Below are 23028 nucleotides of genomic sequence, written 5' to 3' on the forward strand. Positions count from 1 at the left end.
ACAGAGTATTGTGCTCTGTGAAATTTACTAACTATAATCTAAATAAATAAGCCGTTTTTTAAGCAAAAAAACTCCCTCACATATCAGTTTTTTTCTGATATATGAGGGAGTTTCTGATCTTATATTTTATTTCTGTTCTTCAAGCTTTCTTTTTAACATCTGAATTTCTTTTTCCTGAGCTGCAATTTTCTCCTTTTGATTATCAATCTGCTCCTGCATCTGATCAACCATATACTTCACTGTGTTTCTGTCAAGAATCTTTAATTCCTCTGAATACATTTCCATCATCCCTTCCACATTCCGGCATATATTATATATGTGCTCGTACATGACCGTAAACTCCGGATATTTTTTTATTAATTTCACGATTACTTCCGGAGAATCCATACTCAAAAATGCCAGCCATGCATCCAGTTTATCTGTGATACCTTTATTGTGCATATTCTCACGAAAGATGTCAAGCGGAAGAAATACATATTTCTGAAGCAGATTAAGTTCCAATCCTGTATCTGATCTCTGTTGAAAAATATGGCAGTATCTATCTTTATATTTATGAAAATCTCCTGTACTTTTATCAATCAGTACAATTGTATATACACTTTTTATATCCTTATAGGAAAAATTCTCTTTTCTGGTACTTCGGGCATTTTTATATTGCCTTAATAATAGATCAGAAGAATAACATGCGCATCTTTCCCCAGGAAAAGCGTAACCTATTTTTTGCACTTCCACGTTACAATATGAACCATCATCAAATCGTACCAGAATATCCATGATCAAAAGAGACTGCTCATCTGCCAGTCTTGTAGAATCTCCTGGTAAAACTTCGATAATTTTCACCTTTCTCTGAAGCAATACTTCAAGAAAATCCTCTAATCTTTCCGGTACTGTTTCCGGATTCATAATTTCCTTAAAAAATGCATCATACAGCATTTTCACCCCCTTCACTCCCGTACAGAAATCCATAAATTCCTCTCTCTGTTCTTCTTTCCAGCTATAAAATCTCTCTGTCAGATTTATGTTCTGCTGAATGTCCCGCAAAATCTCCTCGCGGGTTCTTATCATTGGAAAATAAGCCTTTAATTTCGTATTCAATTAATCTTCTCCTTGTCTGATAAAAAATGGAAATTCCGTTTCAGATCTGAAACATCTGTGAATGCCATACGGCTAGAATAAGTCTTATAAGATACTTATAGAATATCATATTTTTATCTTTCATCCAAGATTTTTCCTTCCTGTTGTTTCTCTGTATTTCGACACAATATTTTATGGCAATCAACCAGATACGGCGCAGACTACAAATATCCTTCTGCAAAAAAACTCCCTCACATATCAGTTTTTTCTGATACATGAGGGAGTTTCTGATTTATGACTGTGATTTATGACTGATCTATGATCTATTTTGCTTTATAACGGTAAACGGTTTTTACTGCTGTGCTGTCTTTACCGGTTGTCCAATCACTTTCGGAGGTTGTGGTCTGAGTCTGGAGTTTTTTGTTCTGGTACTGGTTCATGCGGTACCAGGCCTGGCCTCTGGCTCCGTGGCTTCCGTAGGCGCCGTTACAGGTAGTTCCGCTGGAGCACCATACCCGGCTGCCGTTCCCGTTCCAGTTCAGCAGATAATAGGTAATACTCGGGTCATCTCCATCTGCGCCGGAAGCAGCTACGGTTACCTGACTGGCTGCCACACTGTCAAAATGTACATAAGATCCCGTCTGTGCGAAGTTTACATTCTTTCCGGTATTCGGTCCGCAGAAATGATAGTAATAATAGCCCACCAGCTGTCTGGAAGCAGATGTCTCCAGTGGTCTTACAGACTCATAAACACCACCATCGTTGACATAGCTGGAGGTTGTTTTCTGATAGGTGTGTTTATACTGGATCGTATATTTATCGGAAGTAATATTCTTGGGAAGCGTATCCACATAAACCCAGTTTTTAGGTTTCGCCTTGATCTTAAAGGTCTTTGTTACGGTTCCGCTGTAATTCCCCTTAAACTTCACCGTTACCTTATAAGTACCAACATTTTTTCTTCCACGGGAATATGACACCTTATAATTGCCGGAACTGATGGTTTTATTATTCGCACCAGTCACTTTTACCTTCGGTGTTTTTACTTTTCCGTCGTATGTATAGCTTGTTGCAGAAAGCTTTATTGTCTTCGGATAATAGATTGTTTTCTTTCCGGTCACCGCACCGCAGGAGCAAAGATACTGGACATATCCGTTCCTGGATGTAGTTGCTTTCTTCACCTGTTTTTTGTAGCTGTGTTTATGAGCTTTTCCGGTGATCTTAAAGGTTTTTGTAACGGTTCCCGAGTAATTGCCTTTAAACCGAACTGTTACCCGATAAGTTCCAACATATTTTCTTCCGGCAGAATAGGTAACTGTATAATTGTCTGCACTGATCACCTTATTATTGCTGTCTGTAACCTTTACTGTTGGCTTTTTTACTTTTCCATTATAAGTATAGCTTGTTCTGGAAAGCTGTATTTTTTTCGGATAATAGATGATCTGTTTATTCTGTATACTTCCGCAGCTGCACTGCTCCTGTGTATATCCGTTGGCAGTGGTGGTTGCCTTTACTGTTACTCTCTGATAGTTATGTGTATGTGTGACCGGAGCTGCCTGGACAGTGAAATTCACAGAATCCGAAAATGTATATGCATACTGTGCATGATTCACAGATGCCACCGCTACCCTGTAATTCCCCGCCGGCAATGTGCAGGACCAGCTTGTTCCATTCACTCCATACTGAAATTGCGTCGGATTGGATTCTCCTGCTTTATACACATATACATCATAATATCTGGCATAGCTTGTTGCATTCCAGGAAAACGTTGTGGTCTGATTCGCTTTTCCCGGATTCACGCTCACATATGGCTTGCCCGGTACACGAACGCCCGGATAGATAAAGCCAAGCAGCACCTTGTTAGAATCATAAGGGCGCCTTCCTCCGACTGCATTGGTCAGTGTATATCCATATGCAACTCCATGAGAGGATGTCTGATCTTTGTCCGTTCTTCCTCCCTCATCTACCGTAAATCTGTTGTTTCCAAGATTAGCTGTTACATAAGCAACATGTCCGTAATAATCTCCGCTCCATACAGCAATAGAACCGGGAACAGGCTCATTTCCTACTGCATAGCCCTGATTGATAGCATTTTGCCACCAGCTTACCGCATTTCCCCACGAAGGCAATGCGATTCCCTGTCTGTCATACACGCACTGCCATGCAAAGCGTGTGCAGGGGATCTCGTATAAGCCATCTCGATCCACATCCTGTGTTGTAGGATAAGGATTACCTGCTGCTGTTACCGTTGCCGCCGGTACCGCACTGAAGGCAGTTACTGCGGACAGCGCAAGGACCATCAATTTTTTCAGAAGCTTCTTTTTCATAGCTTTCTCCTTTCCTGCGGTTTCATCCTTCTTAACAGACAAGTCTGGTCTGGCATGTCTGCTACGATGAAAATGTTCTGCATGTTTATTACTCTTGTTTCATATTTTATCTCTGTCCGGCAAATTTATGATACCTTTATTGTGCATACTCTCACGGAAGATGTCAAGGTAAAGAGATCCAGTCAAGTGGATATTCGCATCGGTAATTTTTTTCGGCCACTTACTGCAAACTTAGCCTTTCCTCCCAGCTATCCAGCGTAGCGCTGATAGCCCATCCAACTCCCGAGCAGCCACATCCCGCAGCCAGTTCAGCTCACCCCATACAACTACAAACTCACTCACCATCAACCCAGGCAAGCAGCTTCCCGGTAAAAACCCTATTAAAGAAATGGATCACCGGTCCCAGCCCAAAAGCCGTCACCAGCGTACCAATACCCACAACACCACCAGTCAGATAACAGATCAGCGCACAAAGCACATCATTAGACATCCTGTGCCAGAAATAAGGAATCTTCGGCCATCTCTCTGTCATGATCAGCGAAAGACTATCATAAGGCGCAACCCCCTCATCCGGCATCTGATACATCGACAGTCCCAGACAGCAGATCACAACACCCACACACAGTGCCACCAAACGTACCGGCAGCGCCACAAGCTCCAATCCAAAAACACCAGTATAAATATTATAAAAGAAAGTAGTAATATAAGCCAGACAAACCGCATTCACAACCGTACCGATCCCAAGGAACCTTCTGCCAAAAGCAATCTCAATGATCAGCAGCACAATATTTACAATCAGCTGGAAATTACCATACGCCATACCAATCATATCCGCAACCGCCATATTCATTCCACTGAACGGATCCGTTCCAAGCCCGGCAAGCTTGAAAATTCCAATCCCCATACCTGCAAAAACATTTCCGATACACATGATCAGAACATGCTTCCAGTTAATATTCTTCAAAAAATCCCCCATAAACCTCATACCTCATCCTCTCTGAAAATATTGTCAGGCAGATATCCACGATCCACCTTCACTGCGCAAGATCCATACCAGATAATACCTTAATAACCAGCCTGCTGCAACGCTTATATTCTATCACACCCCCTCACCCCTGTAAAACACAAAAACCCCAAGAAACAACAAAAAGCAACAAAAAAAGACATCCTGCAGACCACATTATATGATCTGCAGGACATCTCTCTTTTTTATATCACGCTGTTAATTCAATTTCACAATCACCAGTCAATCCCGAAGCTCTCATGGCAGAGCCTCGTTATTTCAGATATCCCGAAAAATTTTTTCCAATATCCAATATTATTTAATGAACTTAACCTCAGGATAAATTGCCTGCTTGGCAGCCTCTTTACGCTCATTAAATACAACCTTGTTCTCCTCAAACAGGTTACGTCCCTGTGCATCGATAGATACGATCAGCGGCCCAAATTCTTTAACCTTGTTGCACCATAAAGTCTCAGGCATTCCAAGCTCATCCCAGTGATGCTCAGCAATCTTCTCAACCTCTGTAGCAGCTACAACTGCACAGCCGGCCGGGAAAACACAGTGGATCGCACCGAACTCTTTGCAGGCACGCTCCGTGTTCGGACCCATACCACCCTTACCAACGATCACTCTGACACCAGTAAGCTTGGTAAACTCATACTCGAATTTCTCCATACGCATAGAGGTTGTCGGTCCTACAGAAACCATTTCATAATCATCCTCTGTACCCTCGATCTTGCGAACGATCGGGCCGGCATGGAAAATAGCTTTGTTGCGGATATCATACGGAAGCTCTCTTCCATACTCAACCAGACGACGGTGAGCAACGTCACGACAGGTCATCAGATCTCCGTCCAGCCATACAATATCACCGATTTTGATATCAGCCAGGTCTTCTGCGCTTACAGGTGTAATAAGAACTTTTTTATCTCCTCTGATTTCGATCATGATTTTTCCCTCCGTTTATATTATGCATTAAATTTCCATGTGGAATGAGTATCACAGGTTACTGTAAGATCCGGATTTACAACCAGATGTCCACGACGGTGGGACCAGCATCCAACATTTACTGCAACACCGATGGTAGATGGATGTCGTGCAGTATTCTCAATGTTAACACCCATTACAGAATACTTTCCGCCCATACCCTGCGGTCCAAGGCCGATGGCATTGATACCATCCTCGAGAAGCTTCTCCATTTTTGCTGCGTTTGCGTTATCGTTGTGAGAACCGATCGGACGCATCAGCGCTTTCTTGGAGTTCAGAGCAGCTGTCTCTACAGATGTTCCTACACCAACACCAACAAGAAGTGGAGGACACGCATTCAGTCCGTAAGTTGTCATCTGATCAAGAACGAAATCTGTAATACCTTCATATCCTGCCCCCGGCATCAGAACCATTGCTTTTCCCGGAAGGGTACATCCGCCGCCTGCCATATATGCGTAGATCTCACATTTATCGCTGTTAGGAACAATATCCCACCATACAGTCGGGGTTCCTTTACCAACGTTTTTCTTTGTGTTGTACTCATCAAAAGTCTCAACGGAATTATGTCTTAACGGTGCTGCAAAAGTAGCCTGAACAACAGCATCTTTCAGAAGTGCTTCCAGCTCATTGATATACGGGAAATTTGTTCCGCATTTCAGCCAGAACTGAAGAACACCTGTATCCTGACAGCTTGGACGGTTCAGCTCTACAGCAAGACCCTGGTTCTTTGTCATTGTCTCATAAAGAACCTTTGGAAGTGCAGCTGTTTCCTGTGAACCAAGCTCTTCAAGTTTATTAACTACGTCATCCGGTAATTTTTTTCCAATATGGGCAACAAAATCTGCTACCATGTCTGTTAATACTTTAACTCCATTTTCCTTAGTCATGATTTACCTCCTGATATGGTTCGATGGTTTAATGTTTTTTAGTTACATAGGTTTTTGTTGGTTGTTTCATCATTAATTTTGGCTGATTAATGGTTAAGATGGCTTTTTTGGCTTATTTATCATTTCTCCTTCACTGTATGGTCAGTGCAGAAGGGAATGAACTTAATTAAAAGTGTTGCTGGTCACAAAGTGAACAGTAACTCAAAAGTTTCTCTCCTTACGGATAGAACGGAAACAGGATCGGTAACAGAATCATACAGATCACAAAGGATACCAGGATCAGCGGCAGACCGGATTTCACATAGTCCTTGAATTTGTATCCTCCAAGACCGACTACCATGGTGTTTGCCGGCATACCGATCGGTGTTGCATATGCACAGGAACCTGCGATAACAGTTGCGATAACAACGGCTCTCGGATCTGCTCCGAGGTTGTTTGCAAGAGATACCGCAATTGGAATCATCAGTGCTGTGGTTGCTGTATTTGACATGAAATTTGTCAGCACACAGGTTACAATAAAAATCACCAGAAGAAGAAGGATCGGACTCGGATCTGCTCCAAGAAGTCCTACGATCTTATCTGCGATCAGTTCTCCGGCTCCGGTTGTATCCAATGCTTTTGCAAGTGTCAGAGAACCGCCGAAAAGAAATACAACCTTCAGGTCAATGGAATTCAGTGCGTCTTTCTCGGAAATAACTCCTGTCAGAACCAGGAGGATCGCTCCGATACATGCGGAAACCTCAATGCTGATGCCGATCTCTTTCTCAAAGATCATTGCAAGGATCACAAGGATCAGTACTACCAGGGAAACAGTCTGTTTCCACTTCGGTACATGACTGAAATCCTGCTGATCTTCAAGAGCTGCACCGGATGCATTCTTTCCATCCGGAAGGAATTTATATCCGATAAGGACAAAGTAAAGGATTCCGATCAGAAGCATCGGAACTCCAACCGGCGCATACATAAAGAAGCTTGTGGAAAGCCCCATCTCCTGAAGTGCATTCACACCCATCAGGTTTCCGGGTGCACCGATAATAGAAAGGTTTCCGCCAAGTGCTGCGGCAAATACCAGCGGCATCAGAAGACGGCTTCTGGAATAACCGGACTCATCGGCGATTCCACAGACTACCGGGATCAGCACTGCTGCAGTACCTGTATTGGATAAGAATCCGGACATTACACCTACGATCACCATGATCGCAATGATCAGTGTTTTTTCTGTTCTGGCAAATTTCGTGACCAGTCCTCCGATCTTATTTGCCATTCCTGTTTCGAACAATGCCTGGCCTACTACAAACATGCCAACGCAAAGGATTACGTTACTGTTTACATACTGTGAAAATGTTGTTGTTGCATCCACAACTCCTGTAAGGGTCAGACCGATCGCACAGATCGAAGCCGTCAGACCAAGAGGAATTTTTTCAAGGATGAAACTGATAATGGTGAACACAAGAAACAGCAATGTGATAGTTGTCTGAGACATTTCTGTACTCTCCTTCCATTTGGTTTTTTCCTGAAAAGTATAGGCCGTACACGTTTCTTTTGATGGTTCCATTATAACCGGTGTACATATAAAAAAACAAATTAATGAAACATATATCCGCATAAAAAATATTTATAGTATCAGTTTTTAATGATATTTTTTGTACATTACTAACATAAAATCAGCGTATCAGCAAATGAATCTGGCAAAAATTATATTTCTATGCTATTTTTATGTAGACACCAAAATACTCTGTCACATCTTTTCCGGACAGAAATGAAAAACTTTACTAAAAAATTTAATCTGACAATTCATCGAGAGAAGGTTTATCATGACACTGAATCAACTACGCTATTTCTGCACAGCCAGCCGCTGCCACAGCATCACAAAGGCAGCCGAAGAATTATATGTGACCCAGCCCACCATTTCCATGGCTATCCGCGATCTGGAGATTGAATTCGGGATCAGCCTTTTTTCCAGAAAAGGAAATCAGCTGAGTCTGACCCAGGAGGGAGAGTCCTTCTACAAAAAAGCTACCTATATCCTTCAATATTGTAATGAGCTTCAGGCCGATTACTCCAGCATGTCCAGGATAAAACCGCCTCTTCGCATCGGGATCCCTCCCATGCTGAGTACCGTATTTTTTCCGGAGCTGCTTACGGCGTTTCACGAAAAGCACCCGGAAATTGCCGTAGTACTGGAAGAATACGGATCTGTCCGTGCCTGCAATCTGGTACAGGATGACACCCTGGATGTAGCTTTGGTCAATATGGAACAGTATAATATAGATAAATTTCACAACACCGTCCTGGCCAACGACCAGGTGGTTTTCTGTGTGAGCAACGACCACAGGCTGGCAGAAAAAAAATCAGTCACAACAAAAGATATGGCGAAAGAGCAGCTGATCTTTTTCAATGCTGACTCCGTCCAGAATCAGATCCTGAAAATGCGTTTTGAGATGGATGGCCACACACCCAATATCGTTATGCGGAGCAGCCAGATCTACACCACCCTGCAATTTGTAAAAACCGGAAAATATGGCTGCTTTCTCTACTCCAGCATGACCGATAACTTTTCCACTTCCAATGTTACCGGTATCCCGCTCAATCCACCTGTCCGCATAAAAATCGGCATGGTATGGAAAAAAAGCAAATATATCAGCGGCGATATGCTGACATTTCTGCATTTCACCCGCATGTATTACAAAGAACATCCGCTGATAGAAAAGTAAATCCCAAAACTTCCAATTATATGTCGATTAATTTTTCTAATAAATGCAATTTTTTTTAAAAAACCATTGAAATCCATCAATTCATGTGATACTCTGTGTTACAGTGTTTTTCTACACGAAACGAATGACCGCCACCACCGCACACAAAAGATCCTGGCATCATTCAAAAATAAAAAAACTCAGGAGAGTCTCTTCAAATCAAAAGGGAAGAGCGCCGAAGGTGTACGCAGCACACAAAATGCTGTAAATCTCTCAGGCAAAAGGATGGAGGAAAGAGTAATGTTTACACAAATCAACAACTTTATCACATGGTTTGACGGAGTCGTTTGGGGACTTCCGCTGATCATTCTGATCCTGTTCACAGGAATTCTGTTAACCACTCGGTTAGGTCTTTTACAGGTAAGGCACCTCGGAAAGGCACTGAAATTCATGGTAAAAAATGAAGAAGGCGGCGATGGTGAGGTCACAAGCTTCGGAGCTCTGTGTACTGCGCTTTCAGCAACCATCGGAACCGGAAATATCGTAGGTGTCGCAACTGCTATCGCAGCCGGCGGACCAGGAGCACTTTTCTGGATGATCGTAGCCGCATTCTTCGGAATGGCAACCAAATACGCAGAAGGACTTCTGGCGATCAAGTACCGTACCATTGACAAAGAAGGCCACGTTCTCGGCGGACCTTTCTACTACATCGAAAACGGTATGGGAAAACAGTGGAGATGGCTTGCCAAGATCTTCGCATTTTTCGGAGCAGGTGTGGGACTTTTCGGTATCGGAACCTTTACACAGGTAAACGGTATCTCATCTGCAGTTACCAATTTCTTTGACCCGGATAAAGCACACACAGTAGCACTTTTCGGAAATACATATTCCTGGGCAACTGTAGTTGCATGTCTGATACTTACCGTATGTGTAGGACTTGTCGTTCTCGGCGGAATCCAGAGAATCGCAAAGGTATCCCAGGTCGTTGTACCGTTTATGGCAGTTCTCTATGTTGCACTGGCACTGATCATCGTGATCACAAACATCACTGCAGTACCTACAGCGATCGTAACTATCGTAAAATCTGCTTTCACAGGAAGTGCACTTGCAGGTGGCGCAATGGGAACCATGGTCGTAGCTATGCAGAAGGGTATCGCCCGCGGTATCTTCTCCAATGAGTCCGGTCTTGGTAGTGCCCCGATCGCAGCCGCTGCAGCTCAGACAAAGGAGCCGGTACGTCAGGGTCTTGTATCCATGACAGGTACATTCATTGATACTATCGTTATCTGTACAATGACAGGTCTTTCCATCGTCATTACAGAAACATGGAACACAGGTCTTGAGGGTGTTGCCATCACAACAGCCGCATTCCAGAAAGGACTTCCTTTCCCGCCGGTTGTAGCATCCTTCTCACTGATGCTGTGCCTGGTATTCTTTGCATTCACAACAATCCTTGGATGGGATTACTACGGTGAAAGATGTCTGGAATACCTGTTCAACAGAAACAAAGCCGCAGTTACAACATACCGCTGGCTGTACATCATCTGCGTATTCATCGGACCATATATGACTGTAGCAGCTGTATGGAACATCGCAGATATCTTCAATGCCCTGATGGCATTCCCGAACCTGATCGCTCTTCTTGCCCTGAGCGGTGTGGTTGTAAAGGAAACTAAGGATTTCTTCAAAAGACATAAAAATTACGAATTCTGATCCCAAATATCGTAATCAAATGTAAACACACGCAAACCCATGATGATCCCCTAATATCATATAAAAAAAGACACGAACCTTTTTATCCTCCGATAAAAGGCCGCGTCTTTTTTATTTAAAAGCTTTCTATGCCAGCGTCAGGATCTCCATCTGCTGTGTCAGATCCGCTGCATCCAGAATCTCTCCATTTCGGATATCTTTCTTATCAAGCCGGACACACATTTCCTCTCCATCTGTCATATGGAAAAAATTATCCTCCAGAGTAACATCCGCATCAGTAAATCCAATAGCTGTAAACGGACTGAAGCAGCTGCTTTTTAAATGGATCACAAATGCATCACCTTGCTCCTCCACCTCGGCAGTGATCTCCGGTTTATCCAGCTCCAGATATTTATACGGAACAAGGGTCTCCACATCACAGAGCACATCTCCGTCAGCAAGTGTCACTTCCGCCTCAAGAAAGATCTCATACTTCTTGTCTTCCCATCCGGAAACATCCACCGCCAGGATCGGAGCGGACTCCTGCACACCCACAGTGCCCGTTCCGGTAAGCTTCTCAAGAATCTCACATTCCATATTTTTCACATAAAAGGCAACCTGATATGACTGTGCGTCCATACTTTCATTTGCCAGATACACCTGCATGATATCCCCATCCATGCACATACTCACCGCCTGTGGCCCATAGAATTTTTTTGCCATATAATGAAGTGCCTTCCAACGGCCAAAGTAGTCGATACTTGCCCAGGATGCCACCGGCCAGTTGTCATTGATCTGCCAGTAAAGGGTACCCATACAGCGGCCTCTGTGACGTCTCCAGTGGTCTACTCCATACTTCATGGCCATTCCCTGAAGGATCTGGCTCACATAGAGAAGCTTGCGGAAATTCTCCGGATAACGGAAATTCTCGGAAAGATAATACAGGATCTTTCCGTTAGCTGCAGGATTTTTCTGGTGGTTCTCCATCACCCTGGAAAAAATATTCCTATCTTTCTCTTCCGTAAAGCTCTCCACAGTTTTCAGGCACGGAAAAGACTGGAAGCCAAACTCCGAGCAAAAACGAAAATAATGCTTCTGATAATCTGTAAAAGGCTTCTGACCATGCCATACATCCCAGTAGTGACAGTCTCCTCTGTTCTCATCGTCCGGATCATCAAAGCAGCCTCCGGAGCTTGGGGAAGACTGCCAGAAAAAGGTCTCGCTGTCTGCCGCCCTCACTGCTTTCGGAATCACATACTCAAACATTTTTATGTAGTCCGCACGGAGATATTTCGACTCACTCTGTACCTCCGGCCAGTGATCCCAGGCAGACTCCATCTCATTGTTTCCGCACCACAGGCCAAGGGATGCATGATGACGGAGACGTTTTACATTTTCCGTGATCTCCTTCGTGATATTATCTTCAAATTCTTCTGTAAGATCATAAACATTACATGCGAACATCAGATCCTGCCATACGATCAGTCCCATCTCATCACAAAGATCATAGAAATGATCCGAAGGATAATAACCGCCGCCCCACACACGGACACAGTTAAAATTGGCACGTTTGCAGGATTCCAGAAGATACTTCTGGACCTCCGGTGTGATCCTGGAATAGATGCAGTCCTCCGGAATATAATTTCCCCCCATGGCAAAAATTTTCACGCCATTGACACAGAACGCGAACTCTTTTCCCCAGAGATCTTTTTCCTGGCTGATGGTAAGGGTACGGAGACCGATGCGCTTCGTTATGGTTTCCAGAACTGTGCCATACTCGTCCAGAAGTTCCACCTGAACTTTATATAACGGCTGATCGCCGTAGCCGTTTGGCCACCAGAGCTTCGGGTTGTGGATCGAGGATGTCAGCACTGCTGGATTATTATTCGCTGATACAGTCTCCCCCACTTTGCATACATGGGCTTCCGTTTTTCGGTCGTTAGCACCTGTTCTATGTCCACAGACGCTCTCTGCATCCTCCTGGATCGTCACTCTCACCTGACACTTATCCACAGCATCTCCGCTTACAGCCACAGTTGTACACACATCCACAGCATTATCCCCATGCACCTGTGTGATCTTCACATCCTCAATTCTCGGATGACTGTATGCTTCCAGATAAATATCCCGAAAAATCCCGGCATCAATGGTCTGGGGGCCCCAGTCCCATCCAAACATACAATGAGCCTTCCGGATCAGCTGGTTTCCTTTCATTCCACCGCAGGGAACATAGTGGATCTCTTTATTATCTTCATACTCATAAGCTTCGATATACTTGAATACCGACCGGAATACGATCCGGATCTGATTCTCCCCGGAATGAAGAAATTCTTTCACATCCAGCTTCCAGGTACGATGCATGTTATCTGCAGATCCGGCTTTTTGCCCATTGATATAAATATCTGCAAGAGTATCCAGCCCCTCACAGACCAGAATTATTTTTTCTTCTTTCAGGATATCCTCTGCAGCCACAAATGTTCTGCTGAATTCATAATCCTTCCGGAACAGTTCCCTTGTCACATCCTCATTTGTCCGATAAAAAGGATCTTCGATCTTCCCGGCACCATAGAGCCCGGAAAGCACAGATCCCGGAACCTGTACCTCACATAATCTGTCATTTCCTGCTTCTGCCAGCTCCCACTGGCCATTTAACATTATTTTCCTCATAAAATATATCTTCTCCTGTAAAAATCCCCTTCGCACGATCTTATATACAGGGCTGTTGTATCAGCCGTACTGTATTTTATTTATAGCCTTCCCCCATAATTCCGGTAATTCTCAATATAATCCAGGATCTCCTCCGGGTCTTTCATGAACCGGCACATACCCACAACATCTCTGGACATAAATTTTTCCCCGGCTGTGTATTCCAGGAGTGCCTGCATGCTGTCGTAATATCCCTGAATATTATAAAGAACGATCGGCCTGTCGATCCGTCCCAGACTCTTCAATGTCAGAATCTCAAAAAACTCCTCATAAGTACCAATTCCCCCAGGTACCACGATAGTCGCATCCGAGCGGCTTTCCAGCAGGTGCTTCCTCTCACGCATATTTTCAGTAAAAATAAACTCTGTACAATGCTCATACAACACTCCCGGCTGGTCAAAAAATCTCGGTGCGATACCCAGGATATAGCCTTTTTCTCTGTCAACACCCCGGGCTGCCGCCCCCATCAGCCCCTCTTTTCCACCTCCGAAAACAAGGCCGTGTCCTCGCTTTCCCATCAGCTGTCCCAGCTCTTCCGTTTTCTCATAATAGATCTTTTTCAGCTCTGCGCTGGACGCTCCATAGATACAAATATTCATGCTTCCGTCTCCTTCCCTGCTGCCTCCACAAATGCCCGGAGAAGCTTCAGCTGTTCTGAAGAATCATACATCATCTCCGGATGCCACTGCACAGCTACTGCAAATGGATGATCGTTTATCTCTGAATATAACTTTTGCCGGCCTCTGCACATGATACTGGCAAAGACCGGCTTTCCGTCATTTCCGATACATCTGGAATGCATCCGGAAATGCCTGTTATTTTATTATAATCTGACATACACATGGGGTCAAGCAATTGCCGCTGCCTAAAGCTCCCGTTTTGTTGCTGCTCACTCTGTGATCAGCAACACCTTTTTTATATTGAGAAATTTTTATGCTTATACAAGAACTTTTTCTACTGCGTCTTTCCATCCGCTGTATTTCTGGTTTCTTTCCTGCGGATTCATGGAGGGGATGAACTGATTGCGGTTCTTCACCTCGAAAATGCTCTCCATCTATAATTTAGGACTGATCAGTCATACAAGCCATTCTGCTCAAAATCTCTAAACAGGCTGGCTTCTCCATCATCAGCAAATGCATCTGCATCCCCCTGATCGGAGTCATCCTGTCCTCCCTGGATATCTGGGATATCTGCATCCTGGGAATCCTGGGACGTGCTATCCTCAGAGCTGTCCTTGCTATCCTTGCTGGAACTGTCATCTTTACCAAGTTTTACAGAGAGTGTCTTCTCCTTATATTCATTACCATCCAGAACTGCAACCGTCACATCGATCTTTTCCTTCGGCTCATAATACTGAAGCAGCTCAATCAGCTGATCGATACTGGTGATCGTTTTACCATCAAACTCTGTAATGACCATATTCTTGGTAATACCTGCATCATCGGCAGGGCCGCCCTCGGTTACCTTCGAAACAAATACACCCTGCGGGATACCATAAATCTGTACTGCCTCCGTACTTACTGTACTGCCTGTGATACCAAGGATACCATGATTATCCACTTTATCTCTTGCCTTGGCATTCATCATGTTCTCAAGAGAATCCGCAACATCAGAAATTGCAATGGCATACCCCATACCTTCAACCTCAGTAGAAGCAAGCTTGGAAGAGTTAATACCAACAACCTCACCATCCATATTCAGAAGCGCACCGCCACTGTTACCGGGATTGATAGCCGCATCTGTCTGGATCAGGTTCACGCCCTTGTTGATACTGCTGCTGTTATCTGTAGAATCACCCTCGATCTGTCCTGATGCATCTGTCTTACGGTTCTTAGCACTGACAATACCAGTAGTAACGGACTGGCCATAGCCAAGTGCATTACCGATGGCAACAACCTGCTCACCGATCTTCAGATCATCAGAGCTTCCGATCTTTGCAACAGAAATTGCATCCATTGTATCATCCGAAACATCCTTCGTTGCAACAGAAACAACTGCAAGATCCTCGCTTTCATCAAAGCCCTTTACCGTAGCCTCATAAGCATTACCATCTGCAAAGGCAACGGACAAGGTATCGGCACCATCCACAACATGATAGTTTGTGGCGATCAGCAGCTCAGAATCTGTTTTTCCGATGATAATACCGGAACCGCTTCCTTCAACTTCCTGCTCCTGGCTCGGCGCATACTGGGAACCAAACATGCTGTAATAATCCTGAACCTCCTGAACGGACTTGGTTGTGATGGCAACTACAGAAGGCATTGCCTTCTCAGCAACATCTGATACATCCAGACTGCCCTTTGTATCGGAGGATTTTGTATCCTCTGTATCTTCGCTGTCTTTATTTGATTTTTTATCAGACTTCATAAGAGTCAGATTCTCGGAGCTGTCGGTTGCCGCCTGTACGGACTGTGCACCGGAGAAATAATTTATACCTTCATATGCACCAACTCCAATGCCGCCGGCAAGTACTGCACACAGGCTGATGGTTGCACCCTTTTTCATCATTTTCTTTATTTTTAATTTTCTGTTATTGTTCATGGTTAAGTCCTCCCTAGGAAAAAATTCTTCTCTGTTTCCTTTTGATGCTTCAAAGTATATGGGTTAATTGTGTTTACTTTGTGGGAAAAATGTGTTTTATTTGTTAAAACTTTTCACTGTCATCACAACTACAAACCACGCAACCTCAAGAAGAACGATCATTCCACCTGGTTTCAGTCCGGCATAATAGGAAAGAAACAGTCCGGCAATGGTGGTACATACCGCCACGATAATGGCACAGATCAGTGTACCCTTATAGCTTTTTGCCATCTGCATCCCACACGCCACCGGAACTACCAGCATGGAGGAAACGATCAGGGTTCCTACTGTACGGGACGCAATGGAAACTGTCAGAGCCGTCAGAATAGTAAAAAGAAAATTAATATTCCGCACGGAAACACCGGAGATCCTTGCCGCATTTTCATCAAAGCCGATATAAAACAGTTCCCTGTAAAAAAACAGCACTGCTGCCAGTACCAGCACACTGATCACAACTACCAGCGCCAGCTCTCCTTCACTGATGGACACAATACTTCCGAACAAAAAGCTGTTCAGACTGGCACCGTTTTCCACAAAGCCGGACAGCACACCGGCCAGTCCGATCCCGGCAGACATGACGATGGAGATCGCCACCTCCGAATAACGCGGGATTTTTTTGCGGATAGCCTCAATTCCAAGAGCAGCTACGATGCACATCACTACTGCACCGGCTACCGGATTCACTCCAAGTATCAGTCCCAGCACAACACCGGCCAGTGAAGAATGGGAAAGCGCATCTCCGATCATGGACATCCGTTTCAGAACAATGGTGATCCCGATGCAGGGCGTGATCACAGCCAGAAGGATTCCCACCAGAAAAGCCCTCTGCATAAATCCATACTGTAAAATACTCATACTTCGTCGATCCTCCCCTCTTCCGCTTTAAAGAACCGGTTTGCTCCTTTAAACTCACCGGAATTTCCATGAGTAACCATAAGGATCGTCAGCCCCTGTTCCTCATTCCGCTTCCTCAGAACTTCTGCAAGTGTTTTCACAGAAACCATATCCATTCCTGTGGTAGGCTCATCCAGGATCAGGATCTTCGGTTTTCCCGCCAGTGCACGTGCCAGCATAACCCTCTGCTGCTGTCCTCCCGAAAGATCTCCGATCCTTCTTTTCCAGAACTCTTCCATTTCCATTTCCGCAAGTGCGGCTTTCAAACGCGGGATCTCTTTTTTTGCCCGGAAACGTGCCTTCCAGGAAGAGGAATACACACCTGTCATCATGATCTCTTCCACAGTCGCCGGAAAATTCTGGTTTCTGCTGATACTGTTCTGTGGAACATATCCCAGATCTCCCTTTCCGAATGTGGCAGAAATATCTTTTCCATTTACAGTGATACTTCCCTCCTGCGCCTTCAGTTCGCCCAGAAGAAGCTTCAGAAATGTACTTTTTCCACTTCCGTTTTCACCGGTAAGGATGGCATAATCGCCATCCTTCACCTCCAGGTTCACCTGATCCAGCACAGGTGTCCCTGTATAGTGAAACGAAAGATTTTCTATCAAAATTCCCATAATTTCTCCTTTTTTGTTACAGCTGCTGTCCTGCACCTTCAGTTCAATGCCTTCCTGAGTGCCTCCAGATTCTTCCTCATCACAGAAAAATAATCCTCTCCGGCCTTGATATCCTCCTCACTTAATCCCTCGATCGGATTCAACACAGCAGTCACCGCATCCACTTCCTTCGCCACTGTCTTCGCCACCTTGGGACTTGCCAGCTCCTCAAAAAATATGGTATGAATGTCGTATTTTTTCGCATACTCGATCACTTCCTGCATCTTGGCAGGATCAGGCTCTGAATCCGGTGTCAGCCCTTCGATAGCCAGCTGCTTCAGATCATAGGCATTGCACAGATATCCAAAAGCCTCATGCGCCACTATAATATCCCGGCTCTTCGTACCTTTCAGACCATCTCTGAACTCCTGATCCAGCTCATCAAATTCACCGGCATATTTCTCATAATTTGCTTCATAATAATCACCGTTCCCAGGATCAGCCTTTACCAAAGCATCCCTGATATTCTTCATTTCCTGCTTTGCACGCATAGGATCAAGCCAGACATGAGGATCTTTTCCTTCATCACCATGAGCATGATCATGTCCTCCATCCAGAAGCTCCACACCATCCGATGCCTCAGACACAACCAGATCCTGATTCTCCAGAGTATCCAGTACATCCTCCGCCCAGTGCTCCAGATCCGCACCATTATAGACAAACACATCTGCATCCTCAAGATTCCGGATATCCGTTGCCGCCGGCTCCCAGTCATGAGGCTCCGTTCCCGCCGGAACCATATCCTTTACCTGGATCCTGTCGCCTCCTACCTTCCGGGCAAAATCATACATGGGATAAAAGCTGGCCATCACCTTCAGTCGGCCATCCTCCACAAATGGCTGTCCCACCGTTCCGGCCCTGTGCAAACCATATCCGGTCACACCGCCCACAACAAGAAGCGTCACCGCCAGAACTGCTGCCGCTGTCATCTTCCCTCTGTTAACATTCATTTTTTAAGCCTCCTGCAGCTGTCACAATATCCATAAAAGATCGTCCGGCTCTGATCGATCTCAAATCCGTGTTCATCCAGCACATGTCCCACAAAATGATCGATACATCCACACTGCAGAGGAATCGTATGCCCACATTCCAGGCACACAAGTTTACCGTAATTCTTCCGCTCCTCATCACGTATAAAACGATACTGGGCAGGCGCTCCCTCCACAGACGGAACCTTCAGCACCGCTCCCTCCTTCTGCAGCCGCTCCAGTCCTCTGTATACCGTTGTCCTTCCGATCTGGATCTCTTTTCCACGAAGGAGCTCCATAAACTGATCTATGGTATAAAATGTATCTCCATATTCCTGCAGGCATTCCAGAATTATTTTCTGCTGCCTGGTGCTGTATTTCATTTTTTCTTCCATTATATTTCCTACTCTCTTCTATCAACTGCACCTTACATGGCAGATTTGAATTTGAAAACCGTTTTCATATTACATTCAAATAAGAATTTCGTCAAGATATTTTTGAAGGGAAATAATTTTTGGTATGTTCTTATAAAAGCACTTTATCTCTACCTTCTTTTATGATAAAATATAACCAAGACTTAACCAATAGAAAGAAGGTAGACCTCTATGAAATCACAGCGACTGGACATGATCGAAGAATATGTGCTGGAGCATAAGAACGCTTCTCTCGATACATTATGTGAGAAATTCAACGTATCCAAAAACACCATCAGAAGAGATGTCGATATCCTTCTGAAACGTGGCAGTATCATGAAAGTATATGGCGGTGTCGCAGCACTCGAAACTCCACAGACTCTTCCCCTTCTGTCTTACGAAGAGCGTGGCGGACGTTTTCCTGACGAAAAGAAAGAAATCTGCCGCCGTGCCGCAGAGCTTGTGGCAGAAGACGATACCATCTATATCGATACAGGTACAACCTGCCTGAACCTGGTTGATTTTATTGCAGATAAGCACTGTACGATCCTGACCAACAGCCTGCTTATCTTCAACAAGGCAGCATCCTATCCGAACCTGGATATCATTTCCGTTCCCGGAAAGCTGAACCGCAAGACCCTATCCTTCACAGGACCGGATATCAATGATTATCTGCAGACCTACAACATTTCCATGGCTTTTATGGCCTGCACAGGTGTAACCATGAAGAGCGGACTTACCAATGCCAGCGCCGAGGAATACATCACCAAAAAAGCCATCGCAGAGAATGCCAACAGCATGATTCTTCTTGCAGACCATTCCAAATTCGGCCGGATCTCGCTTATGACCTATTCTTCCATGGAAAAACTGGACGCCATCGTAACCGACCAGCCACTTCCTGAAGAATACGACAGCTTCTGCCAGGAGCACGGCATCCGTGTTATGACGATCGATTAAATCGGATATTGATCCTAAAAAACGGTGCATCTGCCGGAAATCCAGCAGATGCACCGTTTTTGAATATGCTCATTTCATTAGAGGATTTTATCTGAAAGGCAGATCTTACCCGATCTGCCTTTCAGTGTCATAAATTTATTTATGAAGCTTTCTTAAGCCTCAGTACTTCCTTCCCATGTGCCGACCTTTCTCTTTCCGGCAGCTTCATCGAACCAGTGTGTTGTAACTGTTTTTGCTCTTGTGAAGAAACGATAGCCATCTTTTCCGAGAACGTGCAGATCACCGAAGAAGGAATCCTTGTTTCCGGAGAATGGGAAGTATGCTGTCGGAACCGGGATACCGACGTTGATTCCTACCATACCGCCGTCTGTCTCCATTGCGAATTTACGGCTGTAATATCCGCTCTGTGTAAAGATACAGGAACCATTTGCAAATGGATTGGCATTCATGACTGCGATGCCTTCCTCGTAATCCTTTACTCGTTTGATACAGGTTACCGGTCCGAAGATCTCACGGTTTCCAACTGTCATCTCCGGTGTTACATGATCAAGAATTGTCGGTCCTACGAAGAATCCGTTCTCATATCCCGGAACTACTACATTACGTCCGTCAAGTACAAGCTCCGCACCCTCATCGATACCCTTCTGGATCCAGTTGCAGATCTTCTCCTTATGGCCTGCATTTACAACCGGGCCGAGATCGGTATCTTCATCATATGCACAGCCAAGCTTCATAGCCTCTGCTTTTTTCTTAAGAAGTGAAACAAATTCGTCTGCAATACTATCCTGTACGCATACAACCGGAAGAGCCATACATCTCATACCTGCGCATCCGTATGTAGAGTTGATGATCGCATTAACAGTAGCCTCAAGGTTGCAGTCCTCAAGTACAAGTGCATGGTTCTTTGCCTCACACTGTGCCTGAACTCGTTTGCCATGAGCTGCTGCCTTGGAATATACCTGTTTACCAACACCTGTTGTTCCTACGAATGTAACAGCCTTTACTCTCTCATCTGTAAGAAGGATATCAGCCTCTACACGGCTGCAGGTCACAAGGTTTACAACACCCTTCGGGAATCCGACCTCTGTATAGAAGAGCTCCATGATCCTCATAGCTGTAAGTGGTGTCTGGGAGCTTGCTTTCAGTACTACTGTATTTCCACATGCAATGGAAAGCGGAACCATCCAGCCCCATGGGATCATTGCCGGGAAGTTCATCGGAACAATACCAGCAGTTACTCCAAGTGGTTTGCGATATGTAGCTGTATCATATCCTGTAGTTACCTGCATTGCAGCATCGCCCTGGATCATTGTCGGAAGTGCACATGCCTCTTCTGTAGGCTCAATTGCTTTCTGAACATCTCCTCTTGCCTCTTTGATGTTCTTTCCGAGTTCTTTTGCACAAAGTACGGAAAGCTCTTCCTTATGAGCATAAAGAACATCTCTCCATCTGAACATATACTGCTGTCTCTTTGCAAGAGAAAGTGAGGACCATTCCGGGAATGCAGCCTGTGCGGAAGCGATCGCCTCTTCTACCTCATCCGGTGTACAGCAGGGAACCTGCGCGATCACCTCACCTGTACTGGAATCTGTAACATCCATGTATTTCTCTGCCTTTGACTCTTTCCACTCACCGTTTACACAGTAACCCATTTTTTTGATCTCGGCCATTTTAAGATACTCCTTTCGTGCTTACCTTTTTATTCTTAACTTTATAAAAATTTTAGTCATTCTCGTTTTGTTCTGGTCACAGATTATCATTTATTTTTAATTTTGTCAATATAGTATGGTTATATTTTGAGTATATTTTCCAAAATTATGTGTTAATTTATTCACATTTCATGGTATTCCATGTTCCCTGTATAAACTTTTGAAACGTATGCATTTACAGCCATAAAGCCGCATAGTGTCTTGTCGTTTTTTATTCCATTGTGAGAGCAAAAGTTACTCATTTTTGTTATTTTCATAACACACCATTCCACACACACTATTTATTGCCTCCAGCTACGCTGAGGCTTTTAGACCTGTGCAATCGGATTCACAGACAAGTAAGGGGTATCGTTGTTCTGTTACAATTACAGATTCCTCTGATCCCGGCATATTTCCTCTGTATTTTCCAGGAACAAGGAAATACATCTGTGCGTTCTTCGCGGACGCGCTCATTTTCGCGACCGCTCGCTTCTTTTCACGGCTTATTGCACCTTTACATACAATCCTGTGCCTGCTTATCTGATCTACAGCATTTTCATAAATTACTGCAGCAATCAAAAAAACAGGATACGGTTATCGTATCCTGCCTTAGCTTTTCATTTTCTGTTTTTCGCATATTTCTGCCTAACCAAATATGGTCTGCACCAGCACCATATAAAACACCGTTCCCCCTCCTATGCTGAGCAATGTACTCTTCTTCCATTTATGTAATACCACAATGAACAGTATTGCGATCATCTCCGGCAGTCCGTAATGCGTACTTTCCGGCTATATCCCAACTGTCATGCCTGATATTCTCCTGACTTCTGTATACGTTCTTTTTTTCTCTTCTCCTCATGCTTCTTCATTCCCAGGAAGCATAAAACGATCGATGCCATTGACGGAAGGATAAACTTCCCTCTTCCAAAGATCACCAGGCAGATCACAGAGCATACAATTCCGACCAGCGCCGGCTTATGATCTTGTGCATCTTCCCACTGATCAATGAACATAACCACAAACAGTGCGGTCATGACAAAATCCAATGATGTACGTCCCTTCTGTTTTACAATTTCCACAGCTGATGCTGCCCGTCCATGGTAACAAGATCTCCCTCATTGATATCTCTTTCATAAAGGAGACCGTCATCATGTCGCAGACTTGTTTCATTTCCATTTTCATCTTCCATCAGCACTACTGACATAAGTGCTTCACCCGGCTGCCGCTCTTCACAGCCGAAATCCATGTCTTCTTCTATCTTCAGAACCTTATACTGCATGATCAGATTTCCTCAAGCAGCACATCGTTAACAGCCTCATAAGCGTCCTCAAGCGCATCCAGTGCCTCTGTCAGCGTGTCCATCTTCCGGCTGTCCGCATTTTCTTCCTCATAGGCTTCTATCACTTCAGCCATTACATCCTTCAGCTCCTCCAGTGAATTTGCTATATCCTGCAGCTTCTGATCTTTGTCCTCTTTTGATGTGATATTTACGATCTTACTCAT

Annotated in this window: 21 protein-coding genes, 1 pseudogene and 1 riboswitch; of the genes and pseudogenes, 3 read left to right on the forward strand and 19 right to left on the reverse strand. The window is 44.5% G+C overall.

Annotated features, from left to right (window positions below; all coding sequences use genetic code 11):
- Nucleotides 1-126 precede the first annotated feature (126 nt).
- The 6 genes from BLP57_RS08525 to BLP57_RS08555 all read right to left on the reverse strand — a co-directional run bounded on the left by BLP57_RS08525 (nt 127) and on the right by BLP57_RS08555 (nt 7758).
- Nucleotides 127-1095 carry a PD-(D/E)XK nuclease family transposase gene (locus tag BLP57_RS08525; RefSeq protein ID WP_022427030.1) on the reverse strand — a complete coding sequence of 323 codons (969 nt, stop codon included), beginning with the start codon at nt 1093-1095 and terminating at the stop codon, nt 127-129.
- A 302-nt stretch (nt 1096-1397) separates the two neighbouring features.
- Nucleotides 1398-3398, reverse strand: a complete 2001-nt coding sequence (locus BLP57_RS17830; protein WP_158526440.1) for a CHAP domain-containing protein — start codon at nt 3396-3398, stop codon at nt 1398-1400.
- Nucleotides 3399-3732: 334 nt separating this feature from the next.
- Nucleotides 3733-4362, reverse strand: coding sequence for a YczE/YyaS/YitT family protein (locus BLP57_RS08540; RefSeq protein WP_306557266.1), 630 nt, complete (start codon nt 4360-4362; stop codon nt 3733-3735).
- A gap of 354 nt (nt 4363-4716) precedes the next feature.
- Entirely contained in the window at nt 4717-5349 is a 633-nt protein-coding gene (gene ttdB / locus BLP57_RS08545; RefSeq protein WP_015526421.1) for a L(+)-tartrate dehydratase subunit beta, read from the reverse strand.
- Between the two features lie 20 nt (nt 5350-5369).
- Complete coding sequence (gene ttdA, locus BLP57_RS08550; protein ID WP_021651209.1) at nt 5370-6275, reverse strand: L(+)-tartrate dehydratase subunit alpha; 906 nt, start codon at nt 6273-6275, stop codon at nt 5370-5372.
- A gap of 217 nt (nt 6276-6492) precedes the next feature.
- Nucleotides 6493-7758: an SLC13 family permease gene (locus BLP57_RS08555; RefSeq protein ID WP_015526424.1), complete on the reverse strand. Its 1266-nt coding sequence runs from the start codon at nt 7756-7758 to the stop codon at nt 6493-6495.
- A gap of 331 nt (nt 7759-8089) precedes the next feature.
- Here BLP57_RS08555 and BLP57_RS08560 point away from each other — a divergent pair, with 331 nt between their 5' ends.
- Nucleotides 8090-8989: a LysR family transcriptional regulator gene (locus tag BLP57_RS08560; RefSeq protein WP_022427019.1), complete on the forward strand. Its 900-nt coding sequence runs from the start codon at nt 8090-8092 to the stop codon at nt 8987-8989.
- A 170-nt stretch (nt 8990-9159) separates the two neighbouring features.
- Nucleotides 9160-9267: riboswitch (glycine riboswitch) on the forward strand.
- Nucleotide 9268: 1 nt separating this feature from the next.
- Nucleotides 9269-10681 (forward strand): alanine/glycine:cation symporter family protein, encoded by a 1413-nt coding sequence (locus BLP57_RS08565; RefSeq protein ID WP_173733168.1) that lies wholly within the window; start codon nt 9269-9271, stop codon nt 10679-10681.
- A gap of 126 nt (nt 10682-10807) precedes the next feature.
- Here the strand turns inward: BLP57_RS08565 and BLP57_RS08570 are convergent, their stop codons facing one another.
- The 8 genes from BLP57_RS08570 to BLP57_RS08605 form a co-directional block, all read right to left on the reverse strand.
- Complete coding sequence (locus BLP57_RS08570; RefSeq protein WP_092070965.1) at nt 10808-13327, reverse strand: beta-mannosidase; 2520 nt, start codon at nt 13325-13327, stop codon at nt 10808-10810.
- Nucleotides 13328-13407: 80 nt separating this feature from the next.
- Entirely contained in the window at nt 13408-13965 is a 558-nt protein-coding gene (locus tag BLP57_RS08575) for an LOG family protein (protein WP_015526428.1), read from the reverse strand.
- Nucleotides 13962-14168 carry a hypothetical protein gene (locus tag BLP57_RS18005; protein ID WP_015526429.1) on the reverse strand — a complete coding sequence of 69 codons (207 nt, stop codon included), beginning with the start codon at nt 14166-14168 and terminating at the stop codon, nt 13962-13964. The genes BLP57_RS08575 and BLP57_RS18005 overlap by 4 nt, the downstream gene beginning before the upstream one ends.
- Nucleotides 14169-14437: 269 nt before the next feature.
- On the reverse strand, nt 14438-15907 hold the full coding sequence (locus BLP57_RS08585) for a S1C family serine protease (RefSeq protein ID WP_092070968.1): 1470 nt from the start codon (nt 15905-15907) through the stop codon (nt 14438-14440).
- A gap of 96 nt (nt 15908-16003) precedes the next feature.
- Nucleotides 16004-16801, reverse strand: a complete 798-nt coding sequence (locus tag BLP57_RS08590; RefSeq protein WP_015526431.1) for a metal ABC transporter permease — start codon at nt 16799-16801, stop codon at nt 16004-16006.
- Nucleotides 16798-17460 (reverse strand): metal ABC transporter ATP-binding protein, encoded by a 663-nt coding sequence (locus BLP57_RS08595; RefSeq protein WP_015526432.1) that lies wholly within the window; start codon nt 17458-17460, stop codon nt 16798-16800. The genes BLP57_RS08590 and BLP57_RS08595 overlap by 4 nt, the downstream gene beginning before the upstream one ends.
- Before the next feature lie 38 nt (nt 17461-17498).
- Nucleotides 17499-18428, reverse strand: a complete 930-nt coding sequence (locus BLP57_RS08600) for a metal ABC transporter substrate-binding protein (RefSeq protein WP_412187328.1) — start codon at nt 18426-18428, stop codon at nt 17499-17501.
- A gap of 17 nt (nt 18429-18445) precedes the next feature.
- Entirely contained in the window at nt 18446-18862 is a 417-nt protein-coding gene (locus BLP57_RS08605; protein WP_015526434.1) for a Fur family transcriptional regulator, read from the reverse strand.
- A 210-nt stretch (nt 18863-19072) separates the two neighbouring features.
- Here BLP57_RS08605 and BLP57_RS08610 point away from each other — a divergent pair, with 210 nt between their 5' ends.
- Entirely contained in the window at nt 19073-19837 is a 765-nt protein-coding gene (locus BLP57_RS08610) for a DeoR/GlpR family DNA-binding transcription regulator (RefSeq protein WP_015526435.1), read from the forward strand.
- A 152-nt stretch (nt 19838-19989) separates the two neighbouring features.
- Here the strand turns inward: BLP57_RS08610 and BLP57_RS08615 are convergent, their stop codons facing one another.
- From BLP57_RS08615 to BLP57_RS08635, 5 genes and pseudogenes are all read right to left on the reverse strand, one after another.
- On the reverse strand, nt 19990-21507 hold the full coding sequence (locus BLP57_RS08615) for a CoA-acylating methylmalonate-semialdehyde dehydrogenase (protein WP_092070973.1): 1518 nt from the start codon (nt 21505-21507) through the stop codon (nt 19990-19992).
- Nucleotides 21508-22170: 663 nt separating this feature from the next.
- A pseudogene (locus BLP57_RS18675) lies at nt 22171-22302 on the reverse strand (AzlD domain-containing protein); the annotation flags it as partial.
- A 26-nt stretch (nt 22303-22328) separates the two neighbouring features.
- The gene (locus BLP57_RS08625; protein ID WP_092070976.1) at nt 22329-22604 is read right to left on the reverse strand and encodes a hypothetical protein; all 276 of its coding nucleotides are present in this window, start codon (nt 22602-22604) and stop codon (nt 22329-22331) included.
- Nucleotides 22592-22804, reverse strand: coding sequence for a hypothetical protein (locus BLP57_RS08630; protein ID WP_015526438.1), 213 nt, complete (start codon nt 22802-22804; stop codon nt 22592-22594). Before BLP57_RS08630 ends, BLP57_RS08625 begins: the two co-directional genes overlap by 13 nt.
- Nucleotides 22805-22806: 2 nt before the next feature.
- Nucleotides 22807-23028, reverse strand: coding sequence for a hypothetical protein (locus BLP57_RS08635; protein WP_015526439.1), 222 nt, complete (start codon nt 23026-23028; stop codon nt 22807-22809).

The organism is Blautia sp. SF-50 (assembly GCF_900101315.1).
GTDB lineage: Bacteria > Bacillota > Clostridia > Lachnospirales > Lachnospiraceae > Blautia_A > Blautia_A fusiformis.